Origin of the sequence: Bacteroides muris (ex Fokt et al. 2023) (assembly GCF_024704895.1) — a bacterium.
GTDB classification, from domain to species: Bacteria; Bacteroidota; Bacteroidia; order Bacteroidales; family Bacteroidaceae; genus Bacteroides; species Bacteroides muris.
In genome coordinates, this window is sequence record NZ_JAMZEE010000003.1 from 120123 (window position 1) to 145348 (window position 25226).

At 46.3% G+C, this 25226-nt stretch carries 23 protein-coding genes; 16 read left to right on the forward strand and 7 right to left on the reverse strand.

From position 1 onward, the window contains the following. Positions 1 to 46: 46 nt before the first annotated feature. Entirely contained in the window at positions 47 to 1234 is a 1188-nt protein-coding gene (kbl, locus tag M1B78_RS02155) for a glycine C-acetyltransferase (protein ID WP_257939768.1), read from the reverse strand. Between the two features lie 144 nt (positions 1235 to 1378). Between kbl and M1B78_RS02160 the strand changes: the two genes are divergently transcribed. From M1B78_RS02160 to M1B78_RS02180, 5 genes are all read left to right on the forward strand, one after another. Further along, positions 1379 to 2335, forward strand: a complete 957-nt coding sequence (locus M1B78_RS02160; RefSeq protein WP_136009501.1) for an NAD-dependent epimerase/dehydratase family protein — start codon at positions 1379 to 1381, stop codon at positions 2333 to 2335. 20 nt (positions 2336 to 2355) lie between these two features. Further along, on the forward strand, positions 2356 to 3204 hold the full coding sequence (locus M1B78_RS02165; RefSeq protein ID WP_257939769.1) for a DUF4348 domain-containing protein: 849 nt from the start codon (positions 2356 to 2358) through the stop codon (positions 3202 to 3204). Then, a complete protein-coding gene (gene murB / locus M1B78_RS02170) occupies positions 3185 to 4204 on the forward strand; it encodes a UDP-N-acetylmuramate dehydrogenase (RefSeq protein WP_176467781.1) in 1020 nt (339 codons plus the stop codon). Before M1B78_RS02165 ends, murB begins: the two co-directional genes overlap by 20 nt. Before the next feature lie 12 nt (positions 4205 to 4216). Continuing rightward, on the forward strand, positions 4217 to 4984 hold the full coding sequence (locus tag M1B78_RS02175) for an MBL fold metallo-hydrolase (RefSeq protein ID WP_136009503.1): 768 nt from the start codon (positions 4217 to 4219) through the stop codon (positions 4982 to 4984). A gap of 72 nt (positions 4985 to 5056) precedes the next feature. Next, positions 5057 to 6691, forward strand: coding sequence for a DUF3352 domain-containing protein (locus M1B78_RS02180; protein WP_257939770.1), 1635 nt, complete (start codon positions 5057 to 5059; stop codon positions 6689 to 6691). A gap of 163 nt (positions 6692 to 6854) precedes the next feature. On the opposite strand, the gene M1B78_RS02185 is transcribed toward M1B78_RS02180, so the two are convergent. After that, a complete protein-coding gene (locus M1B78_RS02185) occupies positions 6855 to 7223 on the reverse strand; it encodes a DUF3127 domain-containing protein (RefSeq protein WP_136009318.1) in 369 nt (122 codons plus the stop codon). A 165-nt stretch (positions 7224 to 7388) separates the two neighbouring features. Between M1B78_RS02185 and dnaN the strand changes: the two genes are divergently transcribed. The 7 genes from dnaN (at position 7389) to M1B78_RS02220 (ending at position 15427) form a co-directional block, all read left to right on the forward strand. Further along, on the forward strand, positions 7389 to 8513 hold the full coding sequence (dnaN, locus tag M1B78_RS02190) for a DNA polymerase III subunit beta (protein WP_257939771.1): 1125 nt from the start codon (positions 7389 to 7391) through the stop codon (positions 8511 to 8513). A 139-nt stretch (positions 8514 to 8652) separates the two neighbouring features. Then, a complete protein-coding gene (locus M1B78_RS02195; protein ID WP_136009320.1) occupies positions 8653 to 9423 on the forward strand; it encodes a 3'-5' exonuclease in 771 nt (256 codons plus the stop codon). After that, positions 9424 to 10653 carry a bifunctional phosphopantothenoylcysteine decarboxylase/phosphopantothenate--cysteine ligase CoaBC gene (gene coaBC / locus M1B78_RS02200; RefSeq protein ID WP_257931133.1) on the forward strand — a complete coding sequence of 410 codons (1230 nt, stop codon included), beginning with the start codon at positions 9424 to 9426 and terminating at the stop codon, positions 10651 to 10653. Positions 10654 to 10686: 33 nt separating this feature from the next. Continuing rightward, positions 10687 to 12357 (forward strand): DNA repair protein RecN, encoded by a 1671-nt coding sequence (recN, locus tag M1B78_RS02205; RefSeq protein WP_136009322.1) that lies wholly within the window; start codon positions 10687 to 10689, stop codon positions 12355 to 12357. A 26-nt stretch (positions 12358 to 12383) separates the two neighbouring features. Next, positions 12384 to 13124 (forward strand): 23S rRNA (guanosine(2251)-2'-O)-methyltransferase RlmB, encoded by a 741-nt coding sequence (gene rlmB, locus M1B78_RS02210; RefSeq protein ID WP_136009323.1) that lies wholly within the window; start codon positions 12384 to 12386, stop codon positions 13122 to 13124. A gap of 3 nt (positions 13125 to 13127) precedes the next feature. Then, on the forward strand, positions 13128 to 14831 hold the full coding sequence (locus M1B78_RS02215) for a tetratricopeptide repeat protein (RefSeq protein WP_257939772.1): 1704 nt from the start codon (positions 13128 to 13130) through the stop codon (positions 14829 to 14831). Positions 14832 to 15052: 221 nt separating this feature from the next. Further along, positions 15053 to 15427 carry a RidA family protein gene (locus tag M1B78_RS02220; RefSeq protein ID WP_257939773.1) on the forward strand — a complete coding sequence of 125 codons (375 nt, stop codon included), beginning with the start codon at positions 15053 to 15055 and terminating at the stop codon, positions 15425 to 15427. On the opposite strand, the gene M1B78_RS02225 is transcribed toward M1B78_RS02220, so the two are convergent. Continuing rightward, positions 15395 to 16648, reverse strand: a complete 1254-nt coding sequence (locus M1B78_RS02225) for a bifunctional folylpolyglutamate synthase/dihydrofolate synthase (RefSeq protein WP_257939774.1) — start codon at positions 16646 to 16648, stop codon at positions 15395 to 15397. The two genes, M1B78_RS02220 and M1B78_RS02225, sit on opposite strands and share 33 nt — an antisense overlap. Positions 16649 to 16816: 168 nt before the next feature. Between M1B78_RS02225 and M1B78_RS02230 the strand changes: the two genes are divergently transcribed. Together M1B78_RS02230 and M1B78_RS02235 are read left to right on the forward strand one after the other, a co-directional pair. Then, positions 16817 to 18142, forward strand: a complete 1326-nt coding sequence (locus M1B78_RS02230; RefSeq protein ID WP_257939775.1) for a PhoH family protein — start codon at positions 16817 to 16819, stop codon at positions 18140 to 18142. Between the two features lie 185 nt (positions 18143 to 18327). After that, the gene (locus M1B78_RS02235) at positions 18328 to 20232 is read left to right on the forward strand and encodes a polysaccharide biosynthesis protein (RefSeq protein ID WP_257939776.1); all 1905 of its coding nucleotides are present in this window, start codon (positions 18328 to 18330) and stop codon (positions 20230 to 20232) included. 92 nt (positions 20233 to 20324) lie between these two features. Here the strand turns inward: M1B78_RS02235 and M1B78_RS02240 are convergent, their stop codons facing one another. From M1B78_RS02240 to M1B78_RS02255, 4 genes are all read right to left on the reverse strand, one after another. Then, positions 20325 to 21302, reverse strand: coding sequence for a dihydroorotate dehydrogenase-like protein (locus M1B78_RS02240; RefSeq protein ID WP_257939777.1), 978 nt, complete (start codon positions 21300 to 21302; stop codon positions 20325 to 20327). A gap of 18 nt (positions 21303 to 21320) precedes the next feature. Then, a complete protein-coding gene (locus M1B78_RS02245; protein WP_176467772.1) occupies positions 21321 to 21986 on the reverse strand; it encodes a YggS family pyridoxal phosphate-dependent enzyme in 666 nt (221 codons plus the stop codon). Positions 21987 to 22050: 64 nt separating this feature from the next. Next, entirely contained in the window at positions 22051 to 22515 is a 465-nt protein-coding gene (locus tag M1B78_RS02250) for a DUF4494 domain-containing protein (protein ID WP_136009330.1), read from the reverse strand. A 485-nt stretch (positions 22516 to 23000) separates the two neighbouring features. Then, positions 23001 to 23264 carry a hypothetical protein gene (locus tag M1B78_RS02255; protein ID WP_257939778.1) on the reverse strand — a complete coding sequence of 88 codons (264 nt, stop codon included), beginning with the start codon at positions 23262 to 23264 and terminating at the stop codon, positions 23001 to 23003. Between the two features lie 641 nt (positions 23265 to 23905). On the opposite strand from M1B78_RS02255, the gene M1B78_RS02260 reads away from it, so the two are divergent. Continuing rightward, positions 23906 to 24442, forward strand: a complete 537-nt coding sequence (locus tag M1B78_RS02260) for a UpxY family transcription antiterminator (RefSeq protein ID WP_257931140.1) — start codon at positions 23906 to 23908, stop codon at positions 24440 to 24442. 269 nt (positions 24443 to 24711) lie between these two features. Further along, positions 24712 to 25194 (forward strand): UpxZ family transcription anti-terminator antagonist, encoded by a 483-nt coding sequence (locus tag M1B78_RS02265; RefSeq protein WP_257939779.1) that lies wholly within the window; start codon positions 24712 to 24714, stop codon positions 25192 to 25194. The last annotated feature ends 32 nt before the right edge of the window (positions 25195 to 25226 follow it).

Here is a 25226-nt window from a genome sequence, read left to right on the forward strand (position 1 = left end):
TTATGAGTTATTTGCTTGCAACATACAAAAAACATCAATAAATAACTCATTTCAGTATTCCGAGCTCTTTCCCTACCTTAATAAATGCAGCAATACATTTGTCCAGATGTTCCTTTTCATGTCCGGCAGAGATTTGTACGCGGATGCGTGCCTGGTCTTTGGGAACTACGGGATAGTAGAAGCCGGTGACGTAGATGCCTTCTTCCTGCATGCGGGCAGCATAAATTTGGGAAAGTTTGGCATCATATAGCATGACGGCACAGATGGCACTTTGTGTCGGTTTGATGTCAAAACCGGCAGCGGTCATCTTGTCGCGGAAATAATTCACGTTTTCTACTAGTTTATTATGAAGTGTATTGTTCTCTTTCAGCATTTTGAATACTTCGAGGCTGGCACCGATAATACCCGGAGCCAATGAGTTGGAGAAGAGATACGGACGGCTACGTTGGCGCAATAAATCAATAATTTCCTTGCGTCCGGTAGTGAATCCGCCCAAAGCACCGCCAAAAGCTTTGCCCAAAGTACCAGTATAAATGTCTACACGTCCATAGGTGCCGTATTGCTCACTCACACCATGTCCAGTGGGGCCTACCACACCGGCAGAGTGTGATTCATCCACCATGACTAGTGCGTCATATTTCTCGGCAAGGTCACAAATCCGGTCCATCGGAGCAACGTTGCCGTCCATGGAGAATACTCCGTCTGTAACAACGATGCGGAAACGCTGTGCCTGGGCTTCTTGCAGGCATCTTTCCAGGTCGGCCATATCGGCATTGGCATAGCGATAGCGTTTGGCTTTGCAGAGACGCACGCCGTCAATGATGGAAGCATGGTTCAGGGAGTCCGAGATGATGGCGTCTTCTTCGGTGAAGAGGGGCTCGAACACACCACCATTGGCGTCGAAACAAGCGGCATAAAGAATGGTGTCTTCAGTTTTGAAGTAGTCGGAGATGGCTGCTTCCAGTTCCTTATGGATGTCCTGCGTTCCGCAGATGAAGCGTACGGATGACATGCCGTATCCACGGCGTTCCATAATTTTCTGAGCGGCGGCAATCAGCCGCGGGTGGTTGGACAGTCCCAAGTAATTGTTGGCACAGAAGTTTAACACTTCTTTGCCTTTTACGGTGATAGCAGCTTGTTGTGCATTCTCAATCAGTCGTTCCTCCTTGTAGAGTCCGGCTTCTTTTATTTCAGCAAGAGTTTTGCTGAGATGGTCTTTCATTTTACCGTACATAGCATTTTATTTTTTAGGTAATACATTTTTTCTACAAAGAACATCATTTTCTTGGAATAAACAATAACAATATGGCAGAAATATGAAAAAAAAGTTTGTATATTTGCAGCATTTATAATAACAAAACCTTATAAATAACTCGTTATGAAGAATATTTTGGTAATTGGAGCTACTGGGCAGATTGGATCGGAACTCACGCTGGAGTTGCGTAAACGTTATGGAGACGATCATGTTGTAGCCGGATACATTCCGAGTGCTATGCCCAAGGGAGAATTGAAAGCATCTGGTCCTTCGGCCATTGCCGACGTGACAGACCGTCAGTCAATCGAGGTGGTGGTGCGTCAGTTTAAGATTGATACAATCTACAATTTGGCAGCTTTGCTATCGGTAGTTGCCGAAAGCCGTCCGGCTATGGCTTGGAAAATCGGTATCGACGGATTGTGGAATGTGCTGGAAGTAGCGCGCGAGTACAATTGTGCAGTGTTTACCCCGAGTTCCATCGGTTCGTTCGGTGAAGCTACACCTCACGTGAAGACACCGCAGGACACTATTCAGCGTCCGCGTACTATGTATGGCGTGACAAAAGTGACGACTGAATTGTTGAGTGACTATTACTATACAAAATATGGTGTAGATACACGCTCGGTACGTTTTCCGGGAATCATTTCGAACGTGACTCCTCCGGGTGGCGGCACTACAGATTATGCAGTAGATATTTTCTACTCTGCTGTGAAGGGAGATAAATTCGTATGTCCGGTGAAGGCTGGTACCTATATGGATATGATGTATATGCCCGATGCGCTGAATGCAGCCATCTCGCTGATGGAAGCTGCACCAGCAAGGCTGAAGCACCGTAACGCCTTCAACATCGCTTCCATGAGTTTTGACCCGGAGCAGATTTATCAGGAAATTAAGAAGCATGTGCCCGGTTTTGAAATGGTATACGAGATTGATCCGTTGAAGCAGGCTATTGCTGACAGTTGGCCCGATTCTTTGGATGATTCTTGTGCACGCGAGGAATGGGACTGGATGCCGCAGTATGATTTGGAATCCATGACTGTAGATATGCTTGAGAAGTTGAAGGCTAAATTAAACAAGTGATCGTAAGTGGTCTGCAACGAATGAAAAAACTTTTATTGGGATTCTTGTTATTCGCCTTTTTGGTTTCGTGCGGAAACAAAAAGGCGAAAATGAATCCCTTTGTTACCATTACGGAAATGGTAGATTCGGTCGGTCACAAGGCCGATACGCTGCAGGAAGCAGAAGTGGAGGAAGAACTGAAGCCAATGGAAGCAGACGAGCTGTTTGATGACTTTGTCTTCAATTATGCTTCGGATGATGTTCTTCAAAAGCAGAGGACAGTATTTCCTTTACCCTATTATAATCGTGATACTCCGTCGAAAATAGAGGAAAACTTTTGGAAGCACGATTATCTTTTTGCTAAGCAGAACTATTACACTTTGCTTTTTGATAAGGAAGAGGATATGGACATGGTGGGCGATACTACTCTGACATCGGTACAAGTGGAGTGGATTTTCTTGAAAACGCGTGTGATGAAGCGTTATTATTTTGAGAAGAAGCGGGGAATGTGGATGCTTGAGGCCATCAATTTGCGCGAGATGGAGAAAGATGAAAATGAAGACTTCGTGGAATTCTATACCCATTTTGTGACGGACAGTGTATATCAGAGCAAGCATATCAGCCATCCGCTACAATTCATCACCATAGATCCTGATGATGAGTTCTCTATCTTAGAAACTACCTTGGATGTAGATCAGTGGTACGCTTTCCGTCCGATAATGCCTACCGACAGATTGTCTAATATCAATTATGGACAGAAGAATGAGGATTTGTCAGATACCAAAATATTGAAGGTGAATGGTATAGGAAACGGATACTCCAATATCTTTTATTTTCGCAAACGGACTAAGGGATGGGAGCTGTACAAGTATGAAGACACAAGCATTTAAAATAAGGAGAGAGGGCTTGAAGAAGATACCCAATACATTTGGAATTGATGTTACTGCTGCAAGATTGTTGGAATACAGTTCGGAGGATGAACTGCGGGAATTGATTGCGGCAGGACATGTTATTGCGCCTTGGCTACATATTGGTGGAGGGAGCAATCTGCTTTTTATCAAGGATTATGAAGGTACAGTGCTGCATTCATGCATTGGTGGTTTGGAAGTGACTTCGGAGGATGAGGAATGCGTGTCGGTGCGTGTGGGTGCCGGTGTGATATGGGACGATTTTGTGGCTTACTGTGTGGAGCGACATTGGTATGGTGTTGAGAACCTTTCGCTGATACCAGGTGAGGTAGGGGCAAGCGCAGTACAGAATATTGGTGCCTATGGCGTGGAAGTAAAAGACTTGATAACTTCCGTGGAAACCATAAACATAGCAGGGGAGAAGCGTATCTACGGGGTGGACGAATGCAGCTACTCCTACAGAAAGAGCTTGTTTAAGCAACCGGAGATGAAGACTGTGTTTGTGACTTATGTGAACTTCTGTCTAAGTAAACGTGAACATTATACATTGGATTATGGTACTATCCGGGAGGAACTGGAGAAATATCCGGTGCTGAATTTGGAAACTTTGCGCCGTGTGATTATAGACATCCGTCAAATCAAGTTGCCTGATCCGAAGGTGCTGGGCAATGCGGGTAGTTTTTTTATGAATCCTATTGTGCCGCGTCAGCAGTTCGAGTCTTTGCAGCAGGAATATCCGGATATGCCTCACTATGATGTGGATGCCGGCTGGGTAAAGGTACCGGCTGCCTGGATGATAGACCGGTGTAATTGGAAAGGCAAAGCGCTTGGGCCTGCTGCAGTGCACGACCGGCAGGCATTGGTACTGGTGAATTTGGGTGGTGCTACGGGAGCGGATATTGTTGCTCTTTCGGATGCCGTGCGGGCTTCTGTCCGCGAGAAATTCGGCATTGACATTTACCCGGAAGTTTGTTTGATTTAATGATAGTTGATAATGGGGAGACTCAGAATCTTAGGAAGTGGAACTTCGACAGGTGTGCCTGAGATAGGTTGTACTTGTCCAGTCTGCACTTCTACTGACCCGCGGGACAACCGCTTGCGTGCATCATCCTTGCTGCATACAGATGATGCGGTAATATTGATAGACTGTGGCCCTGACTTCAGGGAACAGATGTTGAGTGCTTCTTCTTTTGAGAAGATAGACGGTGTACTTGTGACACACGAACATTATGATCATGTGGGCGGTCTGGATGATTTGCGCCCGTTCGGCCGTTTTGCTGATATCCCTATTTATTCCAATGCCTACACTATTGCCCATCTACGGGCAAGGATGCCTTACTGTTTTGTAGATAAAGTATATCCGGGAATTCCGCGTATCTATTTGCAGGAAGTGGAAGCGGGGCAAGCGTTCCACATCAATCGGACGGAGGTGTTGCCCCTACGGGTGATGCACGGCAGGCTTCCCATTCTGGGTTACCGTATTGGTGGTCGTGTGGGATATATCACGGATATGCACACGATGCCTGAGGAATCTTATGAACAATTGAAGGACTTGGACGTTTTGGTAATTAATGCTTTACGACCAGAACCGCATCCTACACACCAGAATATTTCGGAGGCGTTGAAGGCAGCTGGACGCATTGGCGCTAAAGAAACCTATTTTATCCATATGAGCCATCATGCAGGGCTTCATGCCGACATCGAAAAGCAGCTACCACCTCATGTACACTTTGCCTACGATGGACTTGAAATAGATTTCTAAACTTTTTGAAACATTTGTTTTGCTTTATTAGTGGAAAATGTTATTTTTGCCAAAAGTTGACGAATAAATGCCATGAAACTCCGACTCCTCATACAGATAGCTGTCGTTGTGTCCATAGTACTGCTATGTGCCGGTTTTGGCGTGTATTCTTTCCTGCGGTTGAATTCAGTGGAGAAACAGCAGGATTTCAATCTTTATACTTTGGTGCCGCAAGATGCCATAGCCATACTCGAAACCGACCGTATGGCAGATTTCGTGAAAGATATCAATGAACTGAATTGCAGCAAAGACAATCATTTTCTATATGTATCGGAGCTTTTCGTTTACTTGAAGAAGTATTTGTATACTTTGGTGGAGGATACTCCGCATGGACTGAGTAAACAGATGAACAAGATGCTGATTAGCTTTCACGAGCCGGATACACCAATGAACCAAGTGTTGTATTGCAGTTTGGGTTCAGGTGATTATGAGTTGGTAGAGTCTTTTGTGGGGAAATACTGCTCCAGCTCGTTTCCTTCCAAGTATTTCGATTATAAGGGAGAGGAGATACGTATCTATCCTATGGCAGACGGTCGTTTCCTGGCTGCCTACTTCACTCCCGATTTTCTGGTTGTAAGTTTTCAGAAGCGTTTGATAGAGCATGTGATTGATGTGCGGCGGAGCAAAAAGTCCCTGATGCACCTCTCCTCTTTCCGTGTTATGCATGCGGGGAAGCACAACAATGTGGCTGCCACAGTCTATGTACGTATGAAAGGAGTTGATATGGGGAAACCTACGGACGGTATTCGTTCGCAGACGCGACTGGGCAGTTGGGCAGAGTTTGACATGAAGTTCAACGAAGATGCCATCTATTGCTCTGGTATCAGCCATGGGGCGGATTCCACACAGACGTTTATCAATGCCTTGCGGGTGCAACAGCCGGTGGAGGACGGATTTTCCAGGGCTCTGCTTCCGTCTTCCACTTTCTTTTACAATCGATGGGCAATGTCTGACAGAAATACCTGGTTTGGTTTCACTGCTAGTCAGGAGTATGCTAAGGCCACCTATTCAAATTATATCAAGCAGCGCGACGAAGAGTGGATTGCTTACTTGAATGAGCATGCGGGCGAAAGTGTGATGTCTTGCTTGTTCCAGCCGAAAGACATGTTGTATAAGCTGCCTTGCGCCGTGATGTGTATTCCTCTCAAGGATGAGTTGGCGGCAGAACGTGGCTTGCAGTCTCTGCTTTACAGTACTCCCAAGGAAGAGGATGCTCCGTTTATGCCGAAGGTGGTTTCAAATAATTCGTTGTATCCCAAAGCAAGGAGATTCCTTAAATATGTGCTGCCCCGTAATACGCTGCTCACCCAGTTGACGGGTATCACAGAGTCTGCCCTTTATACCTTTGCCTGCTTCTATCGGGGTAGCCTGTTGCTGGCTCCCGATGCACTGAGCCTTTCGGCCTATATTGAGGCGGTGGAGAGTGGAGATGTGCTAGACGGAACGCCGATGTACGAAGAGGGTATAGGCAGTCTTTCACCCATATATAATTTTGTGATGATGGCGGATATGGAGATGATGCTGAGTCAGCCGGAAACGTATGTACGTCTGATACCGAACTTTTTCTTCCGCCAATCCAACTTCTTTCGTAACTTCATGCTTGCAATACAGTTCACTTGTACAGAAGGAGTGGTTTATCCGAATATAGTATTGCTTTATAAAGGGTGATTAGTCAGATATACTATAGAGTGTTGAGAGATAATAAGCACAAGGGAAGTCAAAATACGCATTCACCACAGAATTACACAGATTAGCACATTTGAAGTTCTTTATTAATTCTAAGGCAATCTGCGTTAATTTGTGCAATCTGTGGTGAATTATGACATTATTCTTAGAATGGCAGGTCATCCTTTGCATCTCCTGCGAGGAATTCCGGTGCAGCAGTGGGAGCCGGCGGCGGAACGGGAGCGCCCGGTGTGGGTGCGGCAGTGCTTACACGCTCTACTTTCCATGCACGAATACTATTGAACCAACGGTCTTGCCATTGGCGTGCGTCTACATCAAAAGATACTGTCAACTCTTCGCCCATCTGAATATTAAACTGTTCGATTTTGTCCGCTCCAAAAACGTCAAAACACATTTTACGCGGATATTGGCCATGATCTTCAATCACATATTCTTGTGATTTCCATTCGTTACCTGACCTAGAAACTCCGCCTCTGGGCTGGAGTATAGCGATGATTTTTCCTGTAAATTCCATTGTTCTCTTTTTAAATGATGCGGCGAAGTTACGATTTTTTAGGAATATGAGACGAATATTCGGCTGTTTTTTCTTTGTATTTCTTTGTTGTAGGGAATTCTTTTTTTAACTTTGTCCGTCTGTTTGAGACACTAGCAAAATAAAAAACTTAAATATACAGAAGATATGAAATTTATCGTTTCGAGTACTGCGCTTTCCAGTCATTTACAGGCTATCAGCCGCGTGATTAATTCGAAGAATGCGCTGCCTATTTTGGATTGTTTCCTCTTTGAGCTGCAAGACGGAACCTTGTCTGCCACTGTTTCTGATAGTGAAACGACGATGGTCACTACAGTGGAAGTGAATGAAAGTGATATGGACGGCCGTTTTGCCGTTACAGCCAAAACTCTTTTGGACGCTTTGAAGGAAATTCCCGAACAACCGTTGACTTTTGAAATTAATACGGATTCCCTTGAAATCACGGTACAGTATCAGAACGGTAAATACAGTCTGATGGGTCAGAATGCAGACGAGTTTCCGCAGTCTGCCATGTTGGGTGACAATGCCGTACGTGTGGAAATGGATGCACAAGTGTTGCTGGGTGGTATCAACCGTGCTGTGTTTGCCACGGCTGATGACGAACTTCGTCCCGTGATGAACGGTATCTATTTCGATATCACAACGGAGGATATCACGATGGTGGCATCAGACGGTCATAAACTGGTGCGTTGCAAGACACTGGCTGCCAAGGGCAACGAGCGTGCCGCCTTTATCCTGCCCAAGAAGCCGGCTTCGCTGATGAAGAACCTGCTACCGAAGGAACAAGGCATGGTGACTATTGAGTTCGACGAACGTAACGCTGTGTTCACACTCGAAAGCTACCGCATGGTGTGCCGCCTTATTGAAGGGAGATATCCAAACTACAATTCTGTGATTCCGCAGAACAATCCTTATAAAGTGACGGTAGATCGCCTGCAACTGCTCGGTGCTTTGCGTCGTGTGTCCATCTTCTCTTCGCAGGCAAGCAGCCTTATCAAGTTGCGCATGAAGGAGAATCAGATTGTCATCTCTGCACAGGACATCGACTTCTCTACATCGGCTGAAGAAACGCTGGTTTGCCAGTATGCGGGCAATCTGATGAGCATCGGTTTCAAGTCCACTTTCCTGATTGACATTCTGAATAATATTTCTGCCGATGAAATTGCTATCGAACTGGCAGATCCTTCACGTGCAGGTGTCATCATCCCGGTAGAACAGGAAGAGAACGAAGACTTGCTGATGTTGCTGATGCCGATGATGCTGAATGACTGATGAATATTACAATCGGATTATGAGTTACGAGCTACAAGTGGCTGCGCAATTATGCCGCACGGTACTTGTAGCTCGTGGCTTGTAATTCAAACTTATAATTTATAGCTCACATAGCCAGAGCTTATAAAACGAAAAAACAATGAAATTGAATCTGAAAAATCCGATAGTCTTTTTTGATTTGGAGACTACGGGTACCAATATCAATTCAGACCGAATTGTCGAAATCTGTTACCTAAAGGTATATCCCAACGGGAATGAGGAGTCCAAAACCATGCGTATCAATCCCGAAATGCCCATTCCTGCCGAAGCATCTGCCGTTCATGGCATCTACGATGCCGATATAGCTGACTGCCCCACATTCAAGGAAGTGGCGCGCAATATAGCCAATGACATTGAAGGATGCGACTTGGCTGGCTTCAACTCCAACCGTTTTGATATCCCCGTCCTGGCGGAAGAGTTCCTTCGTGCCGGTGTGGACATTGACATGAGCCGCCGCAAGTTTGTGGACGTGCAGGTCATTTTCCACAAGATGGAGCAACGCACGCTGTCTGCCGCCTATAAATTCTATTGTGGCAAGAATCTGGAAGATGCTCATACGGCAGAGGCCGACACACGTGCCACTTACGAGGTGCTGATGTCGCAGTTGGACCGTTATCCGGAGTTGCAGAATGACGTGGCTTTCCTTGCCGACTATTCCAGCTTCAACAAGAATGTGGACTTTGCGGGCCGTATGGTCTACGATGAAAAAGGGGTGGAAGTATTCAATTTCGGCAAGTATAAGGGTATGTCGGTATCCGATGTTCTGAAACGTGATCCCGGCTATTACAGCTGGATTTTGAACAGTGATTTTACTTTGAATACCAAAGCTACGCTGACTAGAATACGTCTGCGTGAAATAACTCAGAAATAAATGGCAAATATACTGAAAGGGAAGAAAATAGTATTAGGCATTACGGGCAGCATTGCCGCCTATAAAGCATGCTATATTATTCGCGGACTGATTAAGCGTGGTGCAGAGGTGCAGGTGGTCATTACATCTGCCGGTAAGGAATTCATTACCCCCATCACGCTCTCTGCCCTCACCGGTAAACCGGTCATCAGTGAGTTCTTTGCACAGCGCGATGGCACCTGGAACAGCCATGTGGACTTGGGGCTGTGGGCAGATGCCATGCTGATTGCTCCGGCAACGGCTTCTACCATTGGTAAGATGGCAAATGGTGTGGCAGACAATATGCTGATTACCACTTATCTCTCTGCTAAAGCTCCGGTATTTGTGGCACCTGCCATGGACTTGGATATGTACGCCCATCCTTCCACCCAAAAAAATCTGGATATACTCCGCTCTTATGGAAACCATATTATAGAACCCGCTACGGGAGAACTCGCCAGCCATCTGGTGGGGAAAGGCCGTATGGAGGAGCCGGAGAATATCATCTGCCATCTGGAGATGTACTTTGCTGCCAAAGAGGGAGACCTGATGGGTAAGACAGTGATGATAACCGCAGGGCCTACTTATGAGAAAATAGACCCAGTACGCTTCATCGGCAACTATTCTTCCGGTAAGATGGGATTTGCCTTGGCAGACGAATGCGCTGCAAGGGGAGCCAAGGTGATACTGATTACCGGTCCGGTACAGCAGACCACTTACTTTCCGATGCACCAATACCATGTGGTAGAGTCGGCGCGGGAGATGTTCGATGCTGCATCCGCAGCCTTCGTCCATGCCGATGTCGCCATCTTGACAGCTGCTGTGGCAGACTATACTCCCGAACAAGTTGCTGATGAGAAAATCAAACGCGAAAAGACCGGAAAGATGAGTTTGAACTTGAAACCTACCCGTGACATAGCCGCTTTCTTAGGTAATCTGAAGAACGATACGGCGTTCCGTCGACGCCTTCTCGTAGGCTTTGCCCTTGAGACTCATGACGAGCAGATGAATGCGGAAGACAAGCTCAACCGCAAGAATCTGGACTTCATCGTGCTGAACTCCTTGAACGACAAGGGGGCTGGTTTTCGTTGCGATACCAATAAAATCAGTATTATAGATTGCCATGGAAAGACGGACTACCCATTGAAGTCCAAGGCTGAAGTGGCTGCCGACATCGTGGACCGTCTGGTGAAGGAATTGACTTTGAAATAGTAAATAGTAAATTTTCCAATCGTAAATATCCTTATGTTGCGTTCGCTTTACATACAGAATTATGCACTTATTGAAAAGCTCGATATCAGCTTCAGTAGCGGTTTCTCGGTGATAACGGGTGAGACCGGTGCTGGAAAATCCATTATTCTAGGTGCCATTGGTCTGCTCCTGGGGCAGCGTGCCGACGTGAAGGCCATTCGTGTGGGAGCATCTAAGTGCATCATCGAGGCCCGTTTTGATATTTCCGCTTACAGTATGCAGCTCTTTTTTGAGGAGAATGAGCTGGAGTACGAGGAAGAATGCATCTTGCGTCGTGAGGTGTCCGCTTCGGGCAAGAGCAGGGCATTCATCAATGATACACCTGCTTCATTGGCTCAGATGAAGGAATTGGGAGAGTTACTGATTGACGTGCATTCCCAGCATCAGAACCTTTTGTTGAACAAGGAGGGATTTCAGTTGAATGTACTAGACATCCTGTCGCATAATGAAGAGGCCTTGTCTGCTTATCAGAATATCTTCGGAGAGTGGAAGGAGGCACAGCAGGATTTGGAAGCCCTTGTTGCCCGTGCCAACCAAGACAAGTCAGACGAAGACTATATTCGTTTCCAACTGGAACAGTTGGAAGAGGCACACTTGTCTGTCGGTGAGCAAGAGGAGCTGGAGCAAGAGGCAGATACGCTGAGCCATGCGGAAGAGATAAAGGCCGGACTCTATCGGGTAGGGCAGACGCTCTACTCGGATGAAGGCGGCTTGTTGTCCGGGTTGAAGGAATGCTTGAATACAATGCTCGGCTTGCAGAGGGTTTATCCGGTTGCCGGAGAACTTGCCGAACGCATGGAAAGCACTTATATCGAGCTGAAGGATATTTCGCAGGAAGTGTCGGGTAAGGAGGATGAAATAGAATTCAACCCCGAACGTCTGGAGGAAGTAAACGAACGTCTGAATCTGATTTATACGCTCCAACAGAAGCATCGCGTTGCTACTGTCGGCGAACTTCTGACGCTGACGGATGAGTATACCGCGAAACTCTCCGCCATTACTTCGTCCGACGAGCGCATTGAGGAGCTGAAAGCGCGTTGTGACGCTTTATATAATAAGGTGAAAAAGCAGGCTGTCGTCCTCACCAAGGCGCGTATTGCCGCTGCTTGCGAAGTGGAGAAGCAGATGGCTGCGCGGCTGATTCCGTTGGGCATGCCCAATGTCCGTTTTCAAGTAGAGATAGGTGTCCGCAAGGAGCCGGGCATACATGGGGCGGATACTGTGAACTTCTTGTTCTCTGCGAATAAGAACGGGGCATTGCAAAGCATCTCCTCTGTAGCTTCGGGTGGTGAAATAGCCCGCGTCATGCTCTCCATTAAAGCAATGATAGCTGGTGCTGTCAAGCTCCCCACCATTGTATTCGACGAAATAGATACCGGAGTTTCCGGCGAGATAGCCGACCGCATGGCAGATATCATGCAGGAGATGGGTGAGCAGGACCGCCAGGTAATCAGCATCACCCATCTGCCTCAGATTGCTGCCCGTGGACGCGCCCATTACAAGGTGTACAAGCAGGACAACGAGACGGAAACAAACAGCCATATCCGTCGTTTGACCGACGACGAACGGGTGGAAGAAATAGCCCACATGTTGAGTGGCGCTAAGTTGACCGAAGCAGCATTGAATAATGCTAGGGCGTTGATGGAAGTAGCAAATAGTAAATAGTAAATTGTTAAATAGTAAATAACTACATGGTTGATAACAGTGAAATGATTTTCGGCATCCGTGCCGTGATTGAAGCCATTCAGGCAGGAAAAGAGATAGACAAGATATTGGTAAAGAAGGACATTCAGAGTGATTTGTCAAAAGAGTTGTTTGCTGTCTTGAAAGGGACTTTGATACCGGTACAGCGCGTTCCGTTGGAACGCATCAACCGCGTGACGCGTAAGAATCACCAGGGAGTAATTGCTTTCATCTCTTCAGTTACTTACCAGAAGACGGAAGATTTGGTACCCTTCCTTTTCGAGCAAGGCAAGAATCCTCTGTTTGTGATGCTTGATGGCATCACGGATGTTCGTAATTTCGGTGCCATTGCCCGTACTTGCGAGTGCGCGGCGGTAGATGCCGTGATTATCCCTGCACGGAACAGTGTGTCTGTCAACGCAGATGCCATGAAAACCTCGGCAGGAGCCTTGCACACCTTGCCCGTTTGCCGCGAACACAGCCTGAAAGAGACCTTGCAATTCCTCAAGAACAGTGGCTTTCATATTGTGGCGGCCACAGAGAAGGGCGATTATGACTATACCAAAGCCGACTATACCGGTCCGATGTGCATCATTATGGGTGCCGAAGACAAAGGGGTGTCCTATGACAACCTGGCGTTGTGTGACGAGTGGGTGAAGATTCCTATGTTGGGAACTATCGAGTCCCTCAATGTTTCCGTTGCGGCCGGTATTTTGATTTATGAAGCGGTGAAACAAAGAACCAACTAAGATATGAAAAAGAAACTGCTGTTAATGCTCACTCTCTGTTTATTGGCTCAGTGGAGTGTGGCGCAAGCCCCGAAGTGGGTAGACAAAGCCAAACGTGCCGTTTTCTCGGTGGTGACCTACGACCGGAACGATAAAATACTGAATACCGGAAACGGTTTTTTTGTCACTGAAGATGGTGTTGCACTTTCTGACTATACCTTGTTCAAAGGCGCCCAACGTGCCGTTGTGGTGGGCTCGGACGGGGCTCAGATACCGGTGGAGGCCATTATGGGAGCCGATGACATGTACGATGTTGTCAAGTTCCGTGTCGGTATTTCTGGAAAGAAAGTCACGGCACTCACTTTGGCTGCTGTGGCTCCGGCTGTCGGTGCGGATGTATATCTGCTACCTTATTCCACCCAGAAGGACCGTTCCTTCACTGCCGGAAAAGTAAAGGAGGCTGATAAGATTTCCGGTAATTATTCCTATTATACGCTTGATATGCGTCTGAAGGACAAGATGGTGAGTTGTCCGCTGATGACTATGGACGGGCAAGTCTTCGGTCTGGCGCAGAAGTCCTCCGGACAAGATACGGCTACCATCTGCTATGCCATCGATGCCAATTTTGCCATGTCGCAGAATATATCCGCATTGTCTTATGGAGATATGTCATTGAAGGGTATCGGTATCAAGAAGGCGTTGCCCGATACCGAAGAGCAGGCTTTGGTGTTCCTTTACATGGCTTCTTCCCAATTGTCTCCGGAGAAGTATATGGAGATTCTGAACGATTTCATTGCACAATATCCTGCCAGTGCCGACGGTTATCTGCGCCGTGCTTCCCAGCATCTGTTCATGTCTCGTGAAGATGATTCCATGGATAAGGTTGCCACAGACGTAGACAAGGCTTTGGAGGTTGCCGCAAAGAAGGATGATGTATATTACAACCGGGCTAAGATAATCTATAATTATGTATTGGGTAAGCCCGAAAAGACCTATAAGGACTGGTCGCTCGACAAGGCTCTGGATGAAGTACGGAAAGCAATAGCCATTGACGAACTTCCGGTTTATGTCCAGTTGGAGGGTGACATCCAGTTTGCTAAGCAGGACTATCCGTCAGCGTTTGCCAGCTATGATAAAGTGAACAAGACTGTTCTGGTATCTCCGGCTACCTTTTTCAGCGCTGCCAAGACTAAAGAACTGATGCAGGCGCCTGCCGAAGAGGTATTGGCTCTGATGGACAGCTGTGTGACCCGCTTTACTCAGCCCTATACGGAGGAAGCCGCCCCTTACTTACTGGAGCGTGCACAAGCCCGTATGAATGCAGGCCAGGCGCGTAATGCCATGCTGGATTATGACGCCTATTATAATGCCGTGAACGGTAAGGTGAACGACATGTTCTACTATTACCGTGAGCAGGCTGCCTTGAAGGCTAAGCAGTATCAGCGTGCGCTTGATGATATGGCGAAGGCTATCGAGTTGAATCCGGAGGATTTGACTTACCGTGCCGAACTGGCAGTGGTGAATCTTCGCGTGGGACGCTACGAAGAGGCATTGAATGTGTTGAAGGTTGCCTTGGAGAAAGACCCCAAATATGCTGAGGGCTATCGTCTGATGGGCATTGCCCAGCTGCAGATGAAGAAGGACAAGGAAGCTTGTGCCAGCTTTGCCAAGGCAAAGGAATTGGGAGACCCCAATGTGGATGCCTTGATTGAGAAGCATTGCAAGTAAAAGGAGGAGATAGAATAAAGGCTCTGCTAAAGCAGAGCCTCTGGTTTTGGGGAACTCCCCAAGTTAAATGAGTTAAGTCTAGGTATAATAGGTTATGAGTGAAATTGCGTTATTCTATCTATAAAATGCGTGGATTTCCGGAATACTGCATATGCTTCGGTTTTTTTGTTTCAAAAAAGGAAAGTAGATTCGATTATTAATAAAAATAAACTTTGACAATTATGAAGAAAGTGATTTGCAGCCAAAAGGCACCGGGTGCCATAGGCCCTTATAGTCAGGCTGTTGAGGCCGGTGGAATGGTATTTGTATCAGGTCAGTTGCCCATTGACGCAACTACCGGAGTGATGGCTGAAGGTGCGGAGGCGCAGGCCCGTCAATCTTTGGAGAATATAAAGCATATCCTGGAAGAGGCAGGGTTAGGTATGGCGAATATTGTGAAGACTACCGTTTTCCTGGCAGACATGTCCTTGTTTGCTGATATGAATAAGGTATATGCCACCTATTTTGACGGTGCTTTTCCGGCACGTTCGGCTGTTGCTGTGAAGGCATTGCCCAAAGACGCCTTAGTAGAGATTGAGTGCATTGCGGTTCGCTAACAAGTCGGCCACAATGAAACTGCTGCCTCCCACGAAGATGAAGTCTTCCGGGAGGCTTTTTTCTTGTGCGGCCCGCACGGCGGTGGGTACGTCAGGATAGCAATGCCCTTCCAGACCTGCTGCTTCGGCAAGCTCCTGCAGTTTGTTTTCGGGCAATGCCCGCTTCACGCTGGCTTTGGTGAAGTAGTAGGTCGCTTCTCGGGGCAGCAAGGCCAGTACCCCCCGTATATCCTTGTCATTCACCATGCCTATGACGATGTGTAGCTGGCGGTAAGCCTGCTGTTTCAGTTGTTCTGTAATGTAGGTGATGCCTCCTACATTGTGCCCGGTGTCACAAATCAGGGTGGGCGATTCGTGCAGTTTTTGCCAGCGTCCCATCAAGCCCGTCAGTTCCGTTACATGGGCAAAGCCGCTACGCACCGCTTGTCCGTCCAGCCGGTAGCCGACTTCTTTCAGTAGCGGGAGGGAGGTAAGTACAGTCCGGGCATTTTTCTGTTGGTAGAGCCCTTTCAGTTCGTATTCTATTCCGGGATAGTCCTCACGGTCATTTTCCTCGGCAAAGTAGATGGGAGCGCCCGTTGTCTGTGCTTTTTCCAGAAACACCGGTTTCGTTTCGGGAGTGGTCTCGCCGATTACAACGGGGATATTGCTTTTAATGATTCCTGCCTTCTCTCCTGCGATTTTTGCCAGGGTACTCCCCAGGAATTGAGTATGGTCAAAACTGATGTTGGTGATGATGCATACATCCGGACGGATGATATTGGTACAGTCCAGGCGTCCGCCTAGTCCCACCTCGATTACGGCTACATCAACCTTCTCATCGGCAAAGTAGCGGAAGGCCATGGCAGTGGTCAGTTCAAAGAAGGAGGGATGGAGGGGCTCGAAGAAGCCACGTTCCTGCTCTACAAAACGGATGACGTACTCCTCGGGTATAGGCTGTCCGTTAATCCGGATGCGTTCCCGGAAGTCCACCAGATGGGGTGAGGTATATAGTCCGACCCTATATCCCGCCTCTTGCAGTATGGCAGCAAGTGTATGTGAGCAAGACCCCTTTCCATTGGTTCCGGCCACATGAATGCTCCTGAAGCTGCGGTGGGGATGTCCGAAGTGTGCGTCCAGAGTCAGTGTGTTTTCCAACCCTTCCTTGTATGCTGAGCCGCCCACTTGCTGAAACATGGGTGTACTGTTATATAAGTAAGTTAAAGTGTCCTGATAATCCATCTTTTATAATATTTAACGGAGAAGCAATCCTTTCTCCCTATTAATTTGTTATCTTTAAAAGCAACAAAGATAATGCAAACCGAAAGCAATCAAGCTTGCTTGAAATCGCTTGCAGGGTAGCTTGTCTTAAGTTTGTGCAAAGGTATTAACAATTTAAATCTAACGTGTATGGGAGCTAAAAAAAATTTTGTGATTGATACGAATGTGATTCTTCACGATTATAACTGTCTGAAAAATTTTCAAGAGAACGACATTTATCTTCCCATCGTAGTCCTTGAAGAATTGGACAAATTCAAGAAAGGCAATGAACAGATTAATTTCAATGCCCGTGAGTTTGTCCGTGAGCTTGATTTGATTACTGATGACAATCTGTTCACCAAAGGAGCGCCATTGGGAGAGGGTTTGGGCCGCCTGTTTGTGGTGGCAGGCATGGTGGACTCTCCTCGGGTACGTGATTCCTTTCCCGAACGCATTCCCGACCATCAGATTCTGTCGGTGGCGGACTGGCTTTCCACTCAAAAGCCCAAGATGAAAACCATCCTTGTTACGAAAGACGTGAATCTGCGCATGAAAGCGCGTTCCATCGGTCTGCTGTGTGAGGACTACATTAATGATAAGGTAATCAATGTGGATATATTCGAAAAGTCGAATGAAGTGTTCGAGGGCATTGAACCTGCGCTGATAGACCGCATTTATTCCTCCAAAGAGGGACTGGACATTAACGAGTTCGATTTTAAGGACATCATTCGTCCCAATGAATGCTTTGTGTTGAAGAGTGACCGCAGCAGTGTGCTTGCACGTTATAATCCCTTTACCCATTCGATTTGCCGGGTCAACAAGACTAAGAACTATGGGATTGAACCGCGCAATGCCGAGCAGAGTTTTGCTTTTGAGGTGCTGAACGACCCGAACATCAAGCTGGTTGCCCTGACCGGTAAGGCGGGAACCGGCAAGACCCTGCTGGCACTGGCCGCCGCATTGGGTAAACTTACCGACTACAAGCAGATTCTTTTGGCACGTCCCATCGTGGCCCTATCCAATAAAGACCTTGGATTCCTTCCCGGTGATGCCAATGAGAAAGTGGCTCCTTACATGCAACCTTTGTTCGATAATTTGAATGTAATCAAGCATCAGTTCGCTACCAATTCCTCTGAAGTGAAACGCTTGGAGGATATGCAAAAAAGTGAACAATTGGTTATCGAGGCATTAGCCTTTATTCGCGGGCGCAGCTTGAGCGAGACCTACTGTATTATTGATGAAGCCCAGAATCTGACCCCACATGAGATTAAGACTATCATCACTCGTGCTGGCGAAGGCACAAAAATGGTGTTTACCGGTGATATTCAGCAGATAGACCAACCCTATCTGGACAGTCAGTCCAACGGGCTTGTCTATATGATAGACCGTATGAGAGAACAGAATTTGTTTGCTCATGTTAATCTGGTGAAAGGAGAACGTAGCCAGTTGAGCGAATTGGCAAGTAACTTAATGTAGCGGATTCGTATTTTTCGAGATAAAACTATTTTTATCCCGCTTTCCGACTGTTAAAACGGGGGGGGAGGCGGGATGATTTTTTTGTGGACGATAAATATTGTTATAACATTTTTTTATCGATTTATTGTCTGTTTTGATTAAAATAGTGTATCTTTGCTGAATCTAAAACAAAACTGTCAAATGAAATGAAGCAAACATTTTTTCATCGGTATCTTTCCGCAAAAGTGCTTCCGATATGGACTATTCTATTGATTGATGTGTTTATTATCGTCATATCCTGCATATTGGCCTATGCTCTCCGATATGATTTCCGAAGTATCTTTTTGGAACCTTCTACCATTGACAAGACTGTTCTGTGGACGGTAGTTGTCAATCTTATTTTCTTTCGCGTTTTCCGCACGTATTCTAATGTATTGCGCTTTTCTTCCTTTGTGGATATTTTGCGCATTTTTGTGGCATTGACGGTTTCTTATGCGCTGTTGATGATAATGAGTGTCTTGACGGCAAGCTATTTGGAATTCCGCTTGGCTCCAATCAGTGTGCTGTTCATGTCCTATATCATCAATTTTGCCATGATGGCATGTTCTCGTGTAGTTGTCAAAACTGTTTTCGAGGCGCTGAATTTCGACGGTACTCACAGTGCCAACGTGTTTATTTACGGTGCCAAGGAAGCCGGGGTCAACATTGCCAAGGCATTGCGCGTCAATCTGCGCAACCATTATCGCCTGCGCGGATTCATTGCGGACGAACCTGAGCTTATCAATAAGGTGATGATGGGTGTCAAGGTGTTCCCCAACGATGATACGCTGATTGATGTGCTGAACGACCGTGATGTGCAGACCATCATCATTTCTCCTGCCAAGATGGAGGAACTGAAGAAGTCCGACATGGCTGACCGCCTGCTGGTGCACAACATCAAACTGATGACCGCACCCCCTTTGAGCGAGTGGAATGGCCAGGCGCTGAGCCCCACGCAGCTGAAGGAAATCCAGATTGAGGACTTGCTTCAGCGCAATCCCATTGAGATAGATATCCATAAGGTCGCCTCTCATCTGGAGGGCAAGCGTGTGATGATTACGGGTGCCGCCGGTTCCATCGGCAGCGAAATCATGCGTCAGGTAGCTTCGTTCAATCCCTATAAGCTTATTTTAGTAGACCAGGCCGAGACTCCTCTGCACGACATCCGTCTGGAACTTCAGGATTGTTGGCGCGACATCGATACTGAGACCATCATAGCCGACATCTCCAATGCTACGCGTATGGAGGACATTTTCAGGGAGTTCAAGCCCCAGTATATTTTCCATGCAGCCGCCTACAAGCATGTTCCGATGATGGAGGACAACGTTTCCGAGTCCATCCAGGTGAACGTATTCGGTACGCGCACCATGGCCGATCTTGCTGTGAAATACGGTGCCGAGAAGTTTGTGATGATTTCTACGGACAAGGCTGTCAACCCTACCAACGTGATGGGTTGTTCCAAACGTATCTGCGAGATTTATGTGCAGTCTCTTGCGAAGAAGTTGCAGAAGGAGGGAGGCCGTGCCACTCAGTTCATCACTACGCGTTTCGGTAATGTTCTGGGTTCCAACGGTTCTGTCATTCCCCGTTTCCGCGACCAGATTCAGCGTGGTGGTCCGGTGACGGTGACCCATCCTGAGATAATCCGTTACTTCATGACCATTCCCGAGGCTTGCCGTCTTGTTCTTGAGGCCGGCAGTATGGGCAACGGTGGTGAAATCTATATCTTTGACATGGGTAAGCCGGTGAAGATTGTAGACCTTGCCAAGCGTATGATCAGCCTTTCCGGTCGCACAGATGTGAAGATTGAGTTTACCGGTCTCCGCCACGGTGAAAAGCTTTATGAGGAACTCCTCAATGTGAAGGAGCTTACAAAACCCACCCATCATGAAAAGATAATGATTGCCACGGTACGTGAGTATGACTATGATGAGGTGAAGGAGCGTATCCAGAAGTTGATTGATGTAAGTTATACTTATGACCAGATGAAAATTGTTGCTGCTATGAAGGATATTGTTCCGGAGTTCGTGAGCAAGAATTCCTGCTTTGAGGTACTGGATAAGAAGGAATAGAAGATAAGGTATAGTATAAAATGAAAGGGTGATAACATCGTTGTAGTGTTATCACCCTTTCATTTTTATTGTCTTCTTGTCCCCCTTTTGCCTCATTCATGCGAAGAGAAGTACTTTAGGAACTGCGTACGTTCGAAGGTATTGACTCCCTTCGGGTCGTTTACGTTCAGAATACCTTTGAACTGGCCGATGGTTTCCATGCCTTTGCGGTCCATCCACGCGTTGAGGAAACGGACATACTCCTCGATGAGGGTTGCCGAATTCTGATAAAGCACACTGCATATCTCTACAGCCGAAGCACCTGCCAATATTGCTTTGACCACACCTTCGGGTGAGTGGATGCCACCGGAAGCTGCATAATCGAGCTTGTTTACGGCTGCCGAAGCGATGCCTATCCAGCGCAGGGCTTTGTACAAATCAGATTCATTGCTGAATACATTGCCTGATACTTGTATCATTTTCTCAATATTGATGTCCGGCTGATAGAAACGGTTGAACAGCACTACTGCAGCGGCGCCGTTGGCGTACAGCTGGTCTATCAGGGCTATTGGGTTGGTCAGGTTGTCGCCCAGTTTCATGATGACAGGTATCTTGACCGTCTTCTTGATGTGGCTCAGGATGTCGATGTGGCGCTGCTCGAAGGTTCCGTACGTATACTGTACATCCGTCTGCAGGGCAAGGATATTGATTTCCAGTGCATCTGCACCGGCCTCCTCTATTTTTGCGGCAAATTCCACCCAGTCAGCATTCTGATAGCAGTTGATGCTGGCTATGATGGGGATATTGCAAACCTTTTTGCTTTCCTTGATCAGGTTCAGATATTCACCCAGCTTATGTTCGCGGATATATCCTACAAGATAGTCACTGCCTTCGGGGTACATGTTCGGGTCTCCCATCCAGTCAGCCTCCATCATAATTTGCTCTTCAAAGAGTGATTTTAGCACAATGGCACCTGCGCCGGCTTCAGATAATTTTTGGTTCTTGGCGGCACTGTCTGTTAGTCCGGAGCTGCTGACAATAATGGGGTTTTTGAGTTTCAACCCTGCAAAAGTAGTTTCTAATGTTGCCATGATAATGATCTTTTATGGTTAATAGTTTCTTTCTCCAAAAATCTTGCTTCCTACGCGTATCAAGGTGCTTCCGGCTGCAATGGCCTCGTGGTAGTCGTGAGACATCCCCATGGACAGTTCCCGGAATGACTCTGCATCGGCAAGCCACTTGGCTTTCACTTCATTGAAGAAGCTGCTTAAAGAACAAAACTCTGTTCTGATTTGTTCGTCATTGTCCGTATTCGTGGCCATGCCCATCAATCCGCATATCCGGATATGCTTGAGCTTCCTCCACTCACCAGCCGCCAGCATTTCCCGACATTCGTCAAAGCTGAATCCAAACTTGGTTTCTTCCCGGGCAATGTGCAACTGCAGCAGGCAGTTGACGGTTTTTCCGGCTTTGGCAGCCTGCTTGTCCACTTCGGCCAACAGCTTGTAGGAGTCTATGCCGTGAATCAGCGCTACGTAAGGAACAATATATTTTATCTTGTTTGTTTGCAGATGCCCGATGAAATGCCATTCTATGTCTTTGGGCAGACTTTCGTATTTGGCGGTCATTTCCTGCACCTTGCTTTCTCCGAACACGCGCTGGCCGGCACGATACGCTTCTTCTATCGCCTCATTGGGGTGAAATTTGGAAACAGCCACCAACCGTACCTTTTCAGGCAGTTCGCTCAGTATTTGTTTTAAATTCTCTGCAATCATCGTCTTGGGGGGGGTAATGCGGCAATGTGCCAATGTGTATGTTAGCACATTGGCACATTGCGAGTTACACTTCCGGTTTGTCGTCGGGCTCTGCACTATACGGATATACATCCATCAAGGCAGTTTCAGCTACAGATGCTATCTGGTAGTCGGCCATTGTGCCCTTCATGCCCTCATCCAGTTTTTTCACTGCATCACGCAGGTCGGCTGCCTGCACCAATACCTGGGTAGAGGTTTTCTTTTCCGCACCGCTTTTCTCGTCCAGTGTGATGAATACCAGTTTGCATTTAAACCAGCGGTCGGCAGCTTCCTCCTCGCTGGGGAACAATTCGCTATAGTTGGCGCGTTTGATGTCCGATACGGTAAATTCTCCCGAAATGAACGGTGTCATCTCTTCGATGATACGTGCTTCCGCTTCCGTAAAGCTGAGGGCATCCACCAGATATGGTTCTGTTACCTTCTTATTCATTCCATTTTCCATTGTTTTCTCGTAACGGATCTTACATTCAAACCATGTATGCATTGCCATAATTTTCTGTTTTTAATTATTGATTTATTGTTAGTTAAGTTGCTTTATGCGTGCTTGCACCCGCAAAAAGCAACGCAAAGATATAAAAAGTCGAGCGCAGAAACAAGCATTAGCTTGATTATGCTGAGACATAGTTTTTTTCGCTGGGAGAGTTGGGGATGATACGTATGGGTATAAAATCTGTGTTTGTAACACTTGTTATATTTTAAGTCTTTGTGTTGCACCTTTTTTAAGATTTGTGGCTGTTGCCGAAGTATAAATTGGTATCTGTGGAAAGGAGAGTCGGATTTAAGAAGTAAATATCGTGTTTGCAGGAAGTTAATATCCTGCCGACACGATATTTGTTTTTTGTATCACACGTTGTTAATATCCTGCATGACATGATATTAATTTATGTTTCGTAAGTACAGATTTTCAGAGGTAGAGGCATAAAATTACTCAGAGCCGATGCCGGTACACAAAATTATTCCTTTTTCTCTCGGATATCAAAGACTTGTCTCTGTGCGGCTGTCACCGATGGTGTCTCTCAGATTATTCTTGACTTCGCCGTCGTTGGAGAGATGGTAAAGCGGGCTGTACACTGGGGTATAAAGTTCAGCTATGTATTGGCAGACAGTTGGTTTACGAATAAGGAGATTGTCCGGTTTATCCATAGCCGCCACGTCAGATGTCGTTGGCTCGGCATGATAAAGGTAGGTAAGAACGGCAAGACAAAACACTATGCCGAACACGGAGGCCTTACGTCCCATGTGCTTATAAAATTCGGCAAGAAGCTCAAGTTGCAGAAGTATAGCAGAAAGCTCAAATGCAACTACATCATGTTTGACCCACGTTCGGAGGTGTACCGGTATAAGAATCTTTCTTGTGCGAAGGACTCAGCATGGCAAATGGAACGGATTGCTTACAGCTGACACCGGAATGGATTTCTTCAAGGCGTGGAAAATATATTCCAGACGATGGGCTGAAATCAGCAAATTGAACTTGTGAAGCTTGAGTAAGATTATATATTGGGAATGGCGAGGTGTTTTTTAAACGTTCGTTTAATGAACGCAAAGATAAGCTGTATTTTTTGAACTAACAAAATGTCTAATAAAAATATTTCCAAAATAGTTTTTATCTTATTTCAATATATTGAATTACAATAGTATACGAATAATATTTTAAATATTAAAGTTCTGTTCCTTTTCAATTTTTAAGTCTTTGCTTCTTTTCTTGAAAACAGGCGTTCATTAAACGAACGTTTATTGGACACTTCTATGAGTCTAATATCTTCTTTAATAGCCTATTATCATTGCAAAAGTGTACAATACGGTTTGGGTGGGAAAATGTCTCGTTCAAACCGCGAAGCGCACCCGCAACTGAGCTAATTCATTCGAAAGAAAAATCCTAAGTGGCTGAACAACAGAAGTATTGGTTTGCGGCTCGCACCCGTGATAAGCAAGAATTCACAGTCCGGAAATCTTTAGACCGACTTAAATCGGAAGAGCATTTGGACCTTGACTATTACCTTCCTACGCGCTTTGTGGTTTCTCAATTGAAGTATCGTCGTAAACGTAGTGAAGTTCCGGTAATTCGTAATCTGGTATTTGTTCATTCCACCAAACAGACGGCCTGCGATATTTCCAACATTTATAATGTCCCTCTTTTTTATATGAAGGACCTTTCCACGCATTCCATGCTGGTGGTGCCGGATAAGCAGATGGAGGACTTTATGTTCGTGATGGACTTGAATCCTGACGGTGTCAGCCTTGATAGCGAAATGCTTACTGTCGGGCATAAAGTAAAGGTTATCAAAGGAGAACTTAGCGGCATTGAAGGTGAGGTTGCCATCGAAGCCAATAAAACATACGTTGTAATCCGCATCAAAGACCTTTTGACGGCAAGTGTCAAGGTTCCCAAATCCTATCTGAAAATCATAAAAGATTAATAATCATATTCAACTTGCTTATTATCAATTCATAGCAGCTTTACAAACTCTTCATCAGTAATAAAGCGTTACTTTATCTGCGATAAAGCAGTACTTTAATACTAATAAAGCAGTACTTTAACGCGTATAAAGCGGCACTTTAGTATCGATAAAAAAGTATAAAGCAGAAAGATTCTGTCTTTCAGAGCATTGCTGCTACCACATTGCAGCAACAGGCAAGTGATGAACAATTCCTGATTCACACAAATAATAGAAAACTTAATATAAAGATGAATTCTTTACTTTCCCGTGCTCTTGAGCTTCAACGTGTTGCTCATGAGTTGATGTATTTTGGCATGGACGGTACTCCCGTCTATTCCGATACGTTTTGTCGATTGAACAAGGAGGTGCTTGTTCAGTCCGATTCCCTTTTTCCCGTTCAAGGTTCCGATGTTGAAGAGGAGGCGAATTTGTGCCTGGCTCTTTTGATGGGGTATAATGCTACCATTTATGATGATGGAGATAAAGAGCAAAAGAAACAGGTTGTCTTGAATCGTGCTTGTCAGGTTTTGGACCGGCTTCCGGTTTCTTTGCTCAAAGTCCGCTTGCTGGCTTATACGTATGGCGAGGTTTATGAGGAGTCTTTGCTTCAGGAGGCTCATGCTATTGTAGACAGTTGGGCTAAGGAGACTATGACTGCGGAACAGGTAGAGGCTGTGAAGGAGTTGAGGAATATTGAGGAGAATCCGTATCCGTTTGAGGAAGTGGAATAGGATTTGGGTGTGATAAGGAAATCATAAAAAAT